Genomic DNA, 13,481 nt, shown 5'->3' on the forward strand with positions numbered 1-13,481 from the left:
CGTTCGCGCGTTCCCGATTATCCGGTCCACTTGACCCACGCACCATGCGGGTGCGAGCGCGCGAGCAGGCGGCCCGCTTCGCCGCCGGGCCAATGGCGCACGACCAGTTCGTGATGATGCACGGTGCGGTTGGCTTCGAGCGCGATCCGTGCGAGCGGGCGGTCGGGCGTCGCTTCGGCGCCGGCTTCCTCCATCGCGGTCGTCACGCGCATCTGCTGGTCCTCGGGCACATATTGCCAGACGATCGAGTGCATCAGCAGGCGCGTGGTGCCGGCCGCCTGCGGCTTTTTCAGTTCAGCCTCGACGAAATCGGCGGCGGAGGCGCGAACGAGATCCGGTTTCGCGCGCCGCAGCAATCGCCGCTTCCATACGCGCGAAGCGCACCGCATGCTCGGGCCAGATATAGGCCTTGAGCCGCAGCGCCTGCGCGGGATCGGTCAGGTCGACCGGTGCGACGTCGCATCCCTTCAGGGCCGCGATCTCGATCGGCAGCTGCGGCGGATGGTTTCCCTGCCATTCGGGGGTGAAGGCCATGACGCCGGGTCGAGGCCCGACCTGCACGCCGCCCAGATCGTAATGATAACGGTCGATCATCAGGTTGATCCCCGCGCTCGATCCGATTTCGAGGCAATCGAAGTGCGGCGGAAGGCCTTGCTCGGCGAGCCACAGCATCGCTGCGATGAAGTTCGACGACCGCCCCGCCTCGTTGGTTTGCGGCGGACCGTCGAGCCACGGCAGCAGCGCCGCCTCTTGCCGCTGGACGACTCCAGCGACGATCGCGGCGTCGTTGATGTCGTCGGCATCGGCATAGATGGGTGCAAGCTCGGGCGCGGCGCCCGACAAGTGCAGCGCATGCAGCCCGCCCGCGGCGCGCAGCGGCAGCGCGTCGGCAAGCGGCGCGCCCTGCCATTCCGCCATGCGCCGGGCGAATCCGGTCGCGGGCGCGTCGATCAGCGTCGCGAGCGCCGCGACGATCCGCGCCGTCACGGGGGCGTCGGCGGCGCGGCAATAGGCGACCTGGTTCCTGAAGGCGGTGCGCACCGCATCGGCGCCGGTCGCGCCGATGTCGATGAACTCGTAGCGCTCGCTCATTGCCCTTTCTCCCGTCGCCGCTTATGGGCGCGGTGCTTATGCCCGAACCGATCATCTTTGCCATCCCCAAGGGACGCATCCTCGACGAGGCGCTGCCGCTGCTCGCGCGCGTCGGCATCGAACCTGCGGCGGATTTCTTCGACAAGAAGAGCCGCGCGCTGGTGTTCGGGACGAACCAGCCGCATGTCTCACTGATCCGCGTGCGCGCGTTCGACGTCGCGACCTTCGTCGCGCACGGCGCGGCACAACTCGGCATCGTCGGGTCCGACGTGATCGACGAGTTCGATTATTCGGAACTTTACGCGCCCGTCGATCTCGGCATCGGCCACTGCCGCCTGTCGCTCGCCGGGCCGGCGGGCAGTTCGCCGCCGGGTGCCGCCGACTTCGGGGGCGCCAGCCATATCCGCGTCGCGACCAAATATCCCGCGACGACGCGCCGCTGGTTCGAGGGGCAAGGCATCCGGCCGAATGCATCAAGCTCAACGGCGCGATGGAGATCGCGCCGAAGCTGGGACTTGCGTCGCATATCGTCGACCTCGTCTCGACGGGGCGGACGCTGGTCGAGAACGCACTCGCCGAACAGACGGTGATCAGCGAGGTGTCGGCGCGGCTGATCGTCAACCGCGCGGCGTTCAAGCTGCGCTCGGCCGAGGTGCCGGCGCTGGTCGAAAGGTTCCGCGAGGCGGTGTCGAGTCCCGTCGGAGGAAATTGAGTGCGACGGCTCGACGCCTCCGCTCCCGGTTTTCGCGCCGCCTTCGACGCGCTGGTCGACGACCGGCGCGAAAGCGATTCGGGTGTATCGGCCGACGTGGCCGCGATCGTCGCGCGGGTGAAGGCGGAAGGCGACGCGGCGCTTGCCGACTATACGCGCCGTTTCGACCGCTTCGACCTCGACGCGAGCGGCTGGAGCATCTCGAAGCCGCAATGCGCCGCCGCCTATGACGCGCTCGCGCCCGGCCTGCGCGCGGCGCTCGACCTCGCGGCGGAGCGCATCCGCGCCTATCACGCAGCGCAGCGTCCGGCGGACCGCGACTATCGCGACGCGGCGGGCGCGCGGCTCGGCGCGCTGGCGCGCGGTCGATGCGGCGGGGGTCTATGTTCCCGGCGGACGCGCCGCCTATCCCTCGTCGGTGCTGATGAACATCCTTCCCGCCAAGGTCGCAGGGGTCGAGCGCATCGTGATGGTCACGCCGACACCCGACGGCACGATCAATCCCGTCGTCATGGCGGCGGCGCATATCGGCGGCGTCGACGAGATATGGCGCGTCGGCGGCGCGCAGGCGGTCGCCGCGCTTGCCTATGGCACCGATCGGATCGCGCCCGTCGATGTCGTCACCGGCCCCGGCAACGCCGGGTCGCCGAGGCGAAGCGCCAGCTTTACGGTGTCGTCGGCATCGACATGGTCGCGGGTCCGAGCGAGATCGTCGTCGTCGCCGACGCCCGGAACGACCCGCATGTCATCGCCGCCGACCTGCTCAGCCGGCCGAGCACGACCCGACGAGCCAGTCGATCCTCTTCACCGATGATAATGCTTTCGCCGATGCGGTAGCGGCGGCGATAGAGCATCAGATTCCTAATCTGACGACCAAAGCGACTATGCGGACGAGCTGGGATGCCAACGGCGCGATCGTCATCGTGCCGACGCTGGCCGCCGCGATCCCCTTGTGCGACCGGCTCGCGCCCGAGCATCTCGAACTCGCGGTCGATGCGGCCGAAGCCGACGCGCTCTTCGCCAAGGTGCGCCACGCCGGCTCGGTCTTCCTCGGCCGCCAGACGCCCGAAGCGATCGGCGATTATGTCGCCGGCCCCAATCATGTCCTCCCCACCGGCCGCCGTGCGCGCTCGAGCGGGCTGTCGGTCGCCGACTTCATGAAGCGCACCAGCTTCCTCGCACTCGACGAGGGCGCGCTGGCGGCGATCGGTCCGGCCGCGGTCGCGCTCGCCGAGGCCGAGGGGCTTCCCGCCCATGCGCTCAGCGTCCAGAACAGACTCGAACAGGCAAAGCCATGAACAAACGCGCCCAGTCCCGCTCCGCCGCACGGCTCGCCGCCGTGCAGGCGCTCTATCAGCACGAGATGGAGAGCACGCCTACGGCGCAGCTCCTCCATGAATTCCACCAGCATCGCATCGGCGCCATCATCGAGGATGCCGAATATGCGGAGGCCGACGTCCCCTTCTTCGACGACATCGTGAAGGGCGCGCTCGCGCGCCAGGCCGAGGTCGACGCCGCGATCGCCGCGCGGCTGGCGAGCGGCTGGACGCTCGACCGCCTCGACCGCACGATGAAGGCGATCCTGCGCGCCGGCGCCTACGAACTGATCGCGCGCGGCGATGTGCCGGTCGGCGCGGTGGTCAGCGAATATGTCGATGTCGCAAAGGCCTTCTTCGACGGGCGCGAGGCGGGGTTCGCCAACGGTCTGCTCGATGCGATCGGCAAGGATGTGCGGGCGAAGGGGTGAACCGCTCAGGGCGAACGGGGTTGTGTTGTGACCGAAGCCGATTTCATCGCCCGCCTGCGCGGCATCGCGACCGACCCCGCTGCGCGTGGGCTCGCTGACGATGCCGCCGTGCTGGGCGATCTCGTCCTTACCCACGACATGATCGTCGAGGGCGTGCATTTCCTTCCCGACGAGCGCCCGCAGGACGCCGCATGGAAGCTCGTTGCGGTGAACCTTTCCGACTGGCTGCGAAGGGCGCGACGCCGGTCGGGGTGCTGCTCGGCTATAGTCTGGCGGGCGATGCGGCTGGGACGCCGCCTTTGCCGACGGACTCGACATCGTGCTGCGCCGCTACGGCCTGCCCTTGCTTGGCGGCGATACCGTCGGCGTTCCGGCGGGGGCGCCGCGCAGCTTCGGTCTGACGGCCATCGGCCGGGCGCCGGCCGAGGGTGCGCCGTCGCGCAGCGGCATGAAGCCCGGCGACCGGCTCTGGGTCAGCGGGACGATCGGCAACGCCGGGGCCGGCCTCGCGATGCGACTTGGGGAGATCGACGCCAACGAGACGTGTCTCGCCGCCTATAGCCGCCCGCAGCCGCAGCTCACGCTGGGGCAGGCGCTCGCGCCGCATGTCCGCGCCATGATGGACGTGTCCGACGGGTTGCTGATCGACGCGCAGCGGATGGCGACGGCGAGCGGTTGCCGGATCACGCTGCGGCTCGATGCGGTGCCGCTGTCGGCGGCGCTGCTCGCCGTGCGTCCCGACGTGCTCGACACGCGGCTGGCGGCGACCACGGCGGGGGACGATTATCAGCTATTGTTCGCCGCCGACCCCGATGCCGGCGCCGTCATCCGTGCAACGGCGGAGGCGCTCAATATCGCCGTGACCCCGATCGGCCACGCCGGGGTCGGCGAAGGGATCGTGGTGATCGACGGAGCGCAGCGCGTCGCACTGCCCGACCGGCTCGGTTTCATGCACTGATCCGCGACGAGGCGGAGGCGCCGAAACCGGGCTTGCCCTTGGCCGCCTTTCTTCCCATAACCCCGCCACCAATTGGGGCGGTCGCATCAGGGGAAAGAGCGAACCGGCATCGACAAGTCGGACGTCTCGACTGCCAGCCTGTGTCCGCCTCCTTCAATGGGGAAGGAACAGACACGCATGAATCCGGTTTTGATCGCGATAGCGTGCGGCCTTTTGGCCGTGCTCTATGGATTCATTACCTCCCGCCAGGTGCTCGGCGCCTCGGCCGGTAATGAAAAGATGCAGCAAATCGCAGGCGCCATCCAGGAAGGGGCGCAGGCCTATCTGAAGCGCCAGTACAGCACCATCGCCATCGTCGGCGTCGTCGTCGCGGCGATCGTCCTCTGGGCGCTCGGCCCTGTTTCAGCTTCGGGCTTCGCCATCGGTGCGATCCTGTCGGGTGTTGCCGGGTTCATCGGCATGAACATCTCGGTCCGCTCGAACGTGCGCACCGCCGCCGCGGCGCAGAAGGGGCTGCAGGCGGGTCTGACGCTGGCGTTCCGCGCCGGTGCGATCACCGGCCTGCTGGTGGCCGGGCTCGCGCTGCTCGCGATCGCGGTCTTCTACTGGGTGCTGACGGTCCAGATGGGCCGGACGGTCGGCGGCGACGACCGCACGGTCGTCGACGGCCTCGTCGCGCTCGCCTTCGGCGCCTCGCTGATCTCGATCTTCGCGCGTCTCGGCGGCGGCATTTTCACCAAGGCCGCCGACGTCGGCGCCGACCTCGTCGGCAAGGTCGAGGCCGGCATTCCGGAGGACGATCCGCGCAACCCCGCGGTGATTGCCGACAATGTCGGCGACAATGTCGGCGACTGCGCGGGCATGGCCGCCGACCTCTTCGAAACCTATGTCGTCACCGTCGGCGCCACCATGGTGCTGACCGCGCTGCTGCTCAAGGGCGCGGGCGATCTGCTGCCGGGCCTGATGGCGCTGCCGCTGCTGATCGGCGGCGTGTGCATCATCACCTCGATCATCGGCACCTATTTCGTCCGCCTCGGCGGCTCGAACAACGTCATGGGCGCGATGTACAAGGGCTTCCTCGTCTCGGCGATCCGGCGGTTCCGGCGATCTGGATTTCGACCGGCTATGTCCTCGGCGACATGAACGCGACGATTGCGGGCACCGAATTCACCGGCCGCGCGCTCTTCTATTGCTCGCTGCTCGGTCTCGTCATCACCGGCCTGATCATCTGGATCACCGAATATTACACCGGCACCAATTTCCGTCCGGTGCGCTCGATCGCCAAGGCTTCGGAAACGGGCCACGGCACCAACGTGATCCAGGGCCTTGCGATCAGCCTCGAAGCCACCGCGTTGCCGACGCTCGTCATCGTCGCGGGCATCATCATCGCCTATCAGCTCGCGGGCCTGATCGGCATCGCCTATGGCGCGACCGCGATGCTCGCGCTCGCCGGCATGGTCGTTGCGCTCGACGCTTATGGTCCGGTGACCGACAACGCCGGCGGGATCGCCGAAATGGCGGGTCTCGACGATTCGGTCCGTGAAAAGACCGACCTGCTCGACGCCGTCGGCAACACGACCAAGGCGGTGACGAAGGGCTATGCGATCGGTTCGGCGGGGCTTGCTGCACTGGTTCTCTTCGCCGCCTATACGACCGACCTTCGGGAATTCTTCCCCGATCTAACGGTCAATTTCAGCCTCGAAAATCCGTACGTCATCGTGGGGCTGCTGCTCGGCGCGCTGCTGCCCTACCTGTTCGGCGCGATGGGCATGACCGCCGTCGGCCGCGCGGCGGGCGATGTGGTCAAGGACGTGCGCGAGCAGTTCGCGGGCGATCCCGGCATCATGGCGGGCACGTCGAAGCCCGACTATGCGCGCACGGTCGACCTCGTCACCAAGGCAGCGATCAAGGAGATGATCATCCCGTCGCTGCTGCCGGTGCTGGCACCGATCGTCGTCTATTACGTCATCTCGGCGGTTGCGGGGCAGGCTAACGGCTTTGCCGCGCTCGGCGCCCTGCTGCTCGGCGTGATCGTCGGCGGGCTGTTCGTCGCCCTGTCGATGACCTCGGGCGGTGGCGCGTGGGACAATGCCAAGAAATATATCGAGGACGGCAACCACGGCGGCAAGGGCAGCGAAGCCCACAAGGCCGCGGTGACCGGCGACACCGTCGGCGATCCCTACAAGGATACCGCGGGTCCGGCCGTCAACCCGATGATCAAGATCACCAACATCGTCGCGCTGCTGCTGCTCGCGGCGTTGGCGGGACACGCGATGTAATCGCTTCCCGTCCCGGGTGAAAGAAAGCCCCGCTGGAGCGATCCGGCGGGGCTTTTCTTTGTTCGTCATTGCGAGGAGCCGAAGGCGACGCGGCAATCCAGAGTGGCGTAAACCGCTCTGGATTGCTTCGCTCCGCTCGCAATGACGATAGGGTCGACTTAGCGCTCGGCCTTCATCTGTTTCGCATAGCCGGCCTGGACCATCGCGCTCATCCGGTCGAACAGCGCGTCGGGGTCGCTGCGGCGCAGCGCGGCGATCTGTGCCTCCGGGCCCTCCGCGACGACGATCTCGCGTTTGCCCTGCGCGACGGCGTCCAGAATCTGCGCGGCGGCGGTTTCGGGCGACAGGCCGTTGTCGATCGCGGCGTCGCTTTCCCCGCGCACGCTGCCGTCGGCGTTGAGCGCGTTGCGGCTGACGTTGGTCGCGACCGATCCCGGCGCGACCACCAGTACCTTCAGCCCCAGATGCTCGTTTTCGGCGCGCACGCTGTCGTGATAGCCGATCAGCCCGTGCTTCGCGGCGCAATAGGCGCTGCGCAGCGGCACGCCCGCGATCCCCGCGACGCTCGAAATCGCGACGATCTGGCCGCCGCCCGCGCCGACCATGCGCGGCAGGAGTTGCTGGGTGAGGGCGATCGGCGCCAGCAGGTCGACCGCGATGATCTTTTCATAGACCGAAAAATCGGTGTCGATCGCCAGGCTGCGCTGCGAGATGCCGGCGTTGTTCACCAGCCCGTCGATACGGCCGCACCAGCCCCACGCCTCTTCGACGAGTCGCGGCAGCGCGTCGAAATCGGTCGCCTCGAACGGCAGGACCATCGTGCCCGCGCCGCAATCCTTCGCCACTTCCTCGAGCGCCGCGACGTTGCGTCCCGACAGGATCAGCCTTGCACCGCGCGCGGACAGGCCGCGCGCCAGCGCCGCACCGATCCCCGACGAGGCGCCCGTAACCCACCATATTTGCTCTTTCATGCCGGCATCCCTATCTGTGATTCAGTCTCAACCTGAAACGCGTCGATCCGGTCGTCAAGGCGCCCAACCGCGGATTTCCGTGCGGGGCTGGCAATTTTGTTGCGACTCTGTTATACTATCTATCATCACGCCGACAGTTTGCCTCTTCCCGCCGCCGGGCCGGGGGCGCTTTCGTCGTTTCCGATGGAGCCTATCCCTTGTCGTCATAGACTGGCGAGCGCCGCCCGAACTGCTTCGTTCCGCCTCGCTGCGAGGGCGGAGGCACCCGGCTTTTGGCGCTTTTCCTGTCTCGGCAAGGCCACAGAAAGGAACTTGCATGTCCGCAAACACGCTCGTCTTTGAAGTCGGTGACTATGTCGTTTATCCGAAACATGGCGTGGGGCGCGTCATCGAACTGCAGAAGTCCGAAATCGCGGGCATGCAGCTCGAACTCTATGTCCTGCGCTTCGAAAAGGAAAAGATGACCCTGCGCGTCCCGACCAACAAGGCGGAAGGCGTCGGCATGCGCAAGCTGTCGTCGGACAAGACGCTGAAGGAAGCGCTGCAGGTGCTCACCACCAAGCCGAAGGTGAAGCGCACCATGTGGTCGCGCCGCGCGCAGGAATATGAAGCGAAGATCAACTCGGGCGACCTCGTGTCGATCGCCGAGGTGACGCGCGACCTGTTCCGCGCCGACGATCAGCCCGAGCAGAGCTATTCGGAGCGCCAGATCTTCGAAGCGGCGTCGAGCCGACTCGCGCGCGAACTCGCCGCGATGGAGGAAAGCGACGAAAGGACCGCGCAGGCGAAGATCCTCCAGATTCTCAACGAGCATGCGCCGAAATATTATGTGGAGAAGGTGGGCTAAACCCGCCGCATTCCGACAAGCGAAAGGGCGGTCCCGCGGGGCCGCCCTTTTTCATGCGTCGCCTTCGCGGAGGCGACCTTTGTTACGGATATTTCGCTTCCACGAAATAAAGCCCATCCGGCGGCGCGTTGAGCCCGAGCGCGCTGCGGTCCGCCGCGTCGAGCGCGGCTTTCAGGTCGCGCGCCGACCATTTTCCCTGCCCAACGAGAACGAGGCATCCGACCATCGAGCGCACTGATGCAGGAAGCTGCGCGCCGCCGCCTCGACGATCACCTCGTCGCCGTGCCGGCTGACGCTCAGTCGGTCGAGCGTCTTCACCGCGCTTTCGGCCGGCAGTGCACCGACCGGAAGGTGGTGAAATCGTGCCGTCCGACCAGCGCCCGCGCCGCGCCGTGCATGGCCTGCGCGTCGAGCGGTTTGGCGAACTGCCACGCCAGCCCCTTGTCCCAGGTCAGCGGCGCGCGGCGATTGACGATGCGATATTCATAGGCGCGCCCCAGGCACGTGCCAATCGTCGGCGACCGCTTCGCACGCCAGCACCGCGACGGGGGCGGGGCGAAGCTGCGCGTTCAGCGCCTCCATCAGGCGAAAGGGAGTGAGCGGCTTGGCGATGTCGACATGCGCGCGCATTGCGATCGCGTGGACCCCGGCGTCGGTGCGGCCCGCGCCATGGACCGTCGCCGCCTCGCCCGTGATGCGCGCGGTCGCCTCCTCCAGCGCCTGCTGGACGCTGGGGCCGTGCGATTGCCGCTGCCAGCCCATGGGGGCGGCCGTCATATTCGATGGTGAGGGCGAAGCGGGTCATCGGCCGCGCCTAACCTTCTTGCCGTTACCCCGGACTTGATCGGCACTTATCCCTTTTCGACAAGTCACTGTTCCCCGGCGAAAGCCGGGTCCAGATGGCACGGCGCTGCCTCGCATGGACCAACGCGCCCGCCGACGCATGCGGCCGGGCATCGACCCGCGGCCAGCGCGCGATCGGCAGCACGCCGGCGACATCGCAGGCGCCGGGGACGGGGTTGCGCGTCGCCGTTCGACCTGCACCGCGCTGGTCAGGAAATCGAGCCGCGCTTCGCTCTTGTCGATCTTCGCGGCGTAGGTCGCGCCCGCGTCAGGTTGCGGTTCGGGCGCAAAAGCATCGAGGTCGCCCAGCACCTTCACCATCAGCCGGGCGCCCATCGCCGCCAGCTCGTCGGTCAGTTCGCCCGCCGTCTTGCCGTCTGCCGGCGTGCGTCCGATCAGCCGCATCGCACCGGTGTCGAGCCCGGCGTCCATCTGCATGATCGTCACCCCGGTCTCGGCATCGCCCGCCGAGATCGCGCGCTGCACCGGCGCCGCGCCGCGCCAGCGCGGCAGGATCGAGCCATGGACGTTGAGGCACCCGGCGCGCGGCGCATCGAGCACCGCCTGCGGCAGGATCAGGCCATAGGCGGCGACCACCGCGACATCGAGGTCGAGCGCCGCGAACGCCGCCTGTTCCTCGGCGTTCTTCAGGCTTTTCGGCGTGCGGACGGGTAGGCCGTGCGCCGCGGCCCAGTCGTGCACGGCGCTGCGCTGCACCTTCTTCCCGCGCCGCGCGGGGCGCGGCGGCTGGGTGTAGACCGCTACAACCTCGTGCCCCGCCGCGTGCAGCGCGGCGAGCGTCGGCACCGCGAAGGGCGGCGTTCCCATGAAGGCGATGCGCATGGTTGCGGGCTTTGGCGGAGGCAGGCGATACATTCAACCCTGCTCTGCCTGCATGTGTCCCCGCGAAGGCGGGGATCCAGAGGATCAAGAGGTGACGTTGGTTCCGAACGCTCTGGGTCCCCGCCTTCGCGGGGACACACGTGGTGGATTTATGCATATGGATTGTGCACCGATTGCACACCCACTACCACCACACCCATGGCCTCCACCGAAATCGAAGCCCTCGTCCAGCAACTCGCCCGGCTTCCCGGCCTCGGGCCGCGGTCGGCGCGGCGCGCGGTGCTGCACCTGATGAAGAAACGCGAAAGCGCCTTCGCGCCGCTGCTCGCCGCGCTCCAGACCGTGTCCGAACGGCTCGTCACCTGCACCGTCTGCGGCAATGTCGATACGCACGATCCCTGCGCGATCTGCGCCGATCCACGCCGCGACGCACGCAGCCTGTGCGTGGTCGAGGAGGTGTCGGACCTATGGGCGCTCGACAAGGCGCGGCTCTTCCCCGGCAAATATCATGTCCTCGGCGGCCGTCTGTCGGCGCTCGAAGGCGTGCGGCCGCAGGATCTGAGCATCGACGCGCTCGTCGCCCGCGTCGCGGCGGGCGGCATCGACGAGGTGGTGCTGGCGATGAACGCGACGCTGGAGGGGCAGACGACCGCGCATTATCTCGCCGAACGGCTCGAATCCTTTCCGGTGCGCCTGACCCAGCTCGCGCACGGCCTGCCGGTCGGCGGCGAGCTCGATTATCTCGACGAAGGGACGCTCGCGCAGGCGCTTCGCGCGCGGCGACCGGTGGGTTGACGGCGGGCCCGCGAGTTCATACCTCCCGCCCATGGCCCTGCTACCCATCATAGAGACCCCCGATCCGCGGCTGCGCGTCATTTCGAAGCCCGTCGAGACGTTCGACGCCGAACTGAAGACGCTGATCGCCGACATGTTCGAGACGATGTACGACGCCCCCGGCATCGGGCTGGCCGCGATCCAGGTCGGCGTGCCGAAGCGCATCCTGATCGATCTTCAGGAACCCGATCCCGAGGATGAAGAGGAAAGCGGGTGATTCGCGACCCCCGCGTCTTCATCAACCCGGTCTTCTCCGACTTTTCGGAGGAGCACAGCGTCTATCAGGAAGGCTGCCTGTCGGTCCCCGAGCAATATGCCGAGGTGACGCGCCCCGCCGAGGTGACGGTCGAATGGCAGGACGCCGACGGCCAGCCGCACAAGGAACGCATGACCGGCCTGATGGCGACGTGCATCCAGCATGAGCACGACCATCTGGAGGGCATCCTCTTCATCGACCATCTGTCGCGTCTGAAGCGCGAGATGGTACTGAAGAAGCTCGCGAAAATGCGCAAGGCGGCATAATCCCCCCTCTCCCCTTAGGGAGAGGGGGCGAGGCTTGCGAACTTGTTCGCTGGTCGCAGCGGGTGAGGGCTGTTACGCCAGCGCCTGAACCCTCACCCAGCTTCGCCTAGGCAACGAGTTGCCAAGGCTGCGCATCCCTCTTCCCCAAGGGGAGAGGGTTTTCGTCAATCCGCCTCCTTCGCCACGCCGACCATCGCCGGGCGCAGCAGGCGATCCTTCATCATATAGCCCGCCTGCATTTCCTGCACGATCGTGCCCGGCTCCTTGTCGCTCGGCACTTCGAGCATCGCCTGATGCTGGTTCGGGTCGAGCGGCAGGCCGATTGCGGCGATGCGCGTGATGCCGTGGCGTTCGAAGACACCCATCAACTCGCGCTCGGTTGCTTCCAGCCCGGCGACGAACGCCTTGAACGTCTCGTCCTCACGCTGTTGCGGGCTGACCGCGGCCAGCGCGCGACCCAGATTGTCGGCGACCGACAATATGTCGCGCGCGAACTTGGTCGCGGCATAGGCGTGCGCGTCGGCGACCTCCTTTTCGGCGCGGCGGCGCACATTCTGCGTTTCGGCGCGCGCATAGAGCAGGTCCTGCTGCACCGCGGCAAGCTGTTCGGCGAGCTTTGCCGTCTCGTCCTGCGGCTCTGCGGCCGGGGTTTCGATGGCGGCGGAGTCTTCGGTCTGGCCGTCTTCGACTGGCGTATCGTTTTCGATGTTCGTCATAACCCTATCGTATCAGTCTGGAGAGCGATTGTGCGGTAAAGTCCACCATGGGTACGATGCGCGCATAGTTCAAGCGTGTCGGACCAATTACCCCGACGACGCCGACGACGCGTCCGTCGCTGCCATGATAGGGCGCGGCGATAACCGACGAACCCGACAGCGAAAAGAGCTTGTTCTCCGACCCGATGAAAATACGCGTCGCGCTGCCCTCGCGCGCGCTGTCGAGCAGATGCGCGATGTCCTGCTTCGTCTCCAGTTCGTCGAGCAGCAGGCGCACGCGGTCGAGGTCGCCAACCGCGCATTCGTCAAGCAGATTCGCCTGACCGCGTACGATCAGCACCGGTCGGTCGGCGCCGTCGACCGACCATATGGCCAGCCCGCGCGACACCAGGTCGGCGGCGGCGCGGTCGATCGCGATGCGTTCGGCCTCCAGTTCGCGCCGCACGCGGGTCTGCGCCTCGGCGAGGTCAGGCCGGCGAGCATCGCCGACACATAATTGCCCGCCTCGACCAGCGTCGAGGGTTGAAGGCCGGGCGGGATCGCGATGACGCGATTCTCCACCGTCCCGTCGGCTGCAACCAGGACGACGAGCGCCTGCTCGTCGGACATGGGGACGAAGGCGACCTGCTTCAGCACCCGCTCGTGCTTCGGAACCAGCACCAGCCCGGCGCAGGCCGACAGGCCCGACAGCGCGGCGGTCGCGTGCGCGAGCGCGCTTTCGATCGGCCCGCCCTCGGCGAGGCTCGCCTCGATCTGCGCGCGATCCTCGGCTGACGGTTCGGCGACCTGCATCATCCCGTCGACGAACAGGCGCAGCCCCTGCTCGGTGGGCAGGCGCCCGGCGCTGGTGTGCGGGCTGGCGAGCAGGCCGAGTTCCTCGAGGTCCTGCATCACGTTGCGGATCGAGGCGGGCGACAGGTTGAGCGTCGCGAGTTTCGACAGCGTGCGTGATCCGACCGGCTGGCCGGTCTCCAGATAGGCGTCGACCACCAGCCGGAACACGTCGCGTGCGCGCGTGGTCAGTTCGATGATCGGCGGCGTGGTCATGGAAGCAGATTTAGGGATGGGGCGGGGCGGGGGCAAGCATTGCGGGGTGGCGCCGGATCGTCAACGCCGC

The 13,481-nt window shown here is 67.6% G+C and carries 6 protein-coding genes and 9 pseudogenes; 9 read left to right on the plus strand and 6 right to left on the minus strand.

Annotated features, from left to right (window positions below):
- Positions 1-17: 17 nt before the first annotated feature.
- Positions 18-1,092, minus strand: a pseudogene (locus AC2S9W_RS10005) (DUF2332 domain-containing protein).
- 38 nt (positions 1,093-1,130) lie between these two features.
- Between AC2S9W_RS10005 and hisG the strand changes: the two are divergent.
- The 6 genes and pseudogenes from hisG (at position 1,131) to AC2S9W_RS10035 (ending at position 6,788) form a co-directional block, all read left to right on the plus strand.
- Positions 1,131-1,804, plus strand: a pseudogene (hisG, locus tag AC2S9W_RS10010) (ATP phosphoribosyltransferase).
- Between the two features lie 117 nt (positions 1,805-1,921).
- Positions 1,922-2,384: pseudogene (locus tag AC2S9W_RS10015) on the plus strand (histidinol dehydrogenase); the annotation flags it as partial.
- A gap of 107 nt (positions 2,385-2,491) precedes the next feature.
- Positions 2,492-3,102 (plus strand): annotated as a pseudogene (locus tag AC2S9W_RS10020) (histidinol dehydrogenase).
- Entirely contained in the window at positions 3,099-3,551 is a 453-nt protein-coding gene (gene nusB, locus AC2S9W_RS10025; RefSeq protein WP_486570697.1) for a transcription antitermination factor NusB, read from the plus strand. Before AC2S9W_RS10020 ends, nusB begins: the two are co-directional and overlap by 4 nt.
- A 27-nt stretch (positions 3,552-3,578) precedes the next feature.
- A pseudogene (gene thiL, locus AC2S9W_RS10030) lies at positions 3,579-4,509 on the plus strand (thiamine-phosphate kinase).
- A gap of 177 nt (positions 4,510-4,686) precedes the next feature.
- Positions 4,687-6,788 (plus strand): annotated as a pseudogene (locus AC2S9W_RS10035) (sodium-translocating pyrophosphatase).
- A 158-nt stretch (positions 6,789-6,946) separates the two neighbouring features.
- Here AC2S9W_RS10035 and AC2S9W_RS10040 read toward each other — a convergent pair.
- Positions 6,947-7,759 (minus strand): SDR family NAD(P)-dependent oxidoreductase, encoded by an 813-nt coding sequence (locus AC2S9W_RS10040; RefSeq protein ID WP_486570698.1) that lies wholly within the window; start codon positions 7,757-7,759, stop codon positions 6,947-6,949.
- Positions 7,760-8,075: 316 nt separating this feature from the next.
- Between AC2S9W_RS10040 and AC2S9W_RS10045 the strand changes: the two genes are divergently transcribed.
- Positions 8,076-8,606, plus strand: a complete 531-nt coding sequence (locus AC2S9W_RS10045) for a CarD family transcriptional regulator (protein ID WP_486570699.1) — start codon at positions 8,076-8,078, stop codon at positions 8,604-8,606.
- Positions 8,607-8,688: 82 nt separating this feature from the next.
- On the opposite strand, the pseudogene truA reads toward AC2S9W_RS10045, so the two are convergent.
- Positions 8,689-9,411, minus strand: a pseudogene (gene truA, locus AC2S9W_RS10050) (tRNA pseudouridine(38-40) synthase TruA).
- Complete coding sequence (gene fmt, locus AC2S9W_RS10055) at positions 9,408-10,292, minus strand: methionyl-tRNA formyltransferase (protein ID WP_486570700.1); 885 nt, start codon at positions 10,290-10,292, stop codon at positions 9,408-9,410. Before fmt ends, truA begins: the two are co-directional and overlap by 4 nt.
- 198 nt (positions 10,293-10,490) lie before the next feature.
- Between fmt and recR the strand changes: the two genes are divergently transcribed.
- Both recR and def read left to right on the plus strand, forming a co-directional pair.
- Complete coding sequence (gene recR / locus AC2S9W_RS10060; protein ID WP_067108324.1) at positions 10,491-11,087, plus strand: recombination mediator RecR; 597 nt, start codon at positions 10,491-10,493, stop codon at positions 11,085-11,087.
- 31 nt (positions 11,088-11,118) lie between these two features.
- Positions 11,119-11,648 (plus strand): annotated as a pseudogene (def, locus tag AC2S9W_RS10065) (peptide deformylase).
- Between the two features lie 164 nt (positions 11,649-11,812).
- Here the strand turns inward: def and grpE are convergent.
- Together grpE and hrcA are read right to left on the minus strand one after the other, a co-directional pair.
- Positions 11,813-12,364 carry a nucleotide exchange factor GrpE gene (grpE, locus tag AC2S9W_RS10070; RefSeq protein WP_486570701.1) on the minus strand — a complete coding sequence of 184 codons (552 nt, stop codon included), beginning with the start codon at positions 12,362-12,364 and terminating at the stop codon, positions 11,813-11,815.
- A gap of 4 nt (positions 12,365-12,368) precedes the next feature.
- Positions 12,369-13,411: pseudogene (gene hrcA / locus AC2S9W_RS10075) on the minus strand (heat-inducible transcriptional repressor HrcA).
- Between the last annotated feature and the right edge of the window lie 70 nt (positions 13,412-13,481).

The organism is Sphingopyxis sp. 550B (assembly GCF_057401805.1).

What these genes read in the sequence shown, in the direction of transcription:
- nusB (WP_486570697.1), top strand. Translation starts at nt 3,099, where the DNA reads ATGAACAAACGCGCCCAGTCCCGCTCCGCCGCACGGCTCGCCGCCGTG.
- AC2S9W_RS10040 (WP_486570698.1), bottom strand. Translation starts at nt 7,759, where the DNA reads ATGAAAGAGCAAATATGGTGGGTTACGGGCGCCTCGTCGGGGATCGGT.
- AC2S9W_RS10045 (WP_486570699.1), top strand. Translation starts at nt 8,076, where the DNA reads ATGTCCGCAAACACGCTCGTCTTTGAAGTCGGTGACTATGTCGTTTAT.
- fmt (WP_486570700.1), bottom strand. Translation starts at nt 10,292, where the DNA reads ATGCGCATCGCCTTCATGGGAACGCCGCCCTTCGCGGTGCCGACGCTC.
- recR (WP_067108324.1), top strand. Translation starts at nt 10,491, where the DNA reads ATGGCCTCCACCGAAATCGAAGCCCTCGTCCAGCAACTCGCCCGGCTT.
- grpE (WP_486570701.1), bottom strand. Translation starts at nt 12,364, where the DNA reads ATGACGAACATCGAAAACGATACGCCAGTCGAAGACGGCCAGACCGAA.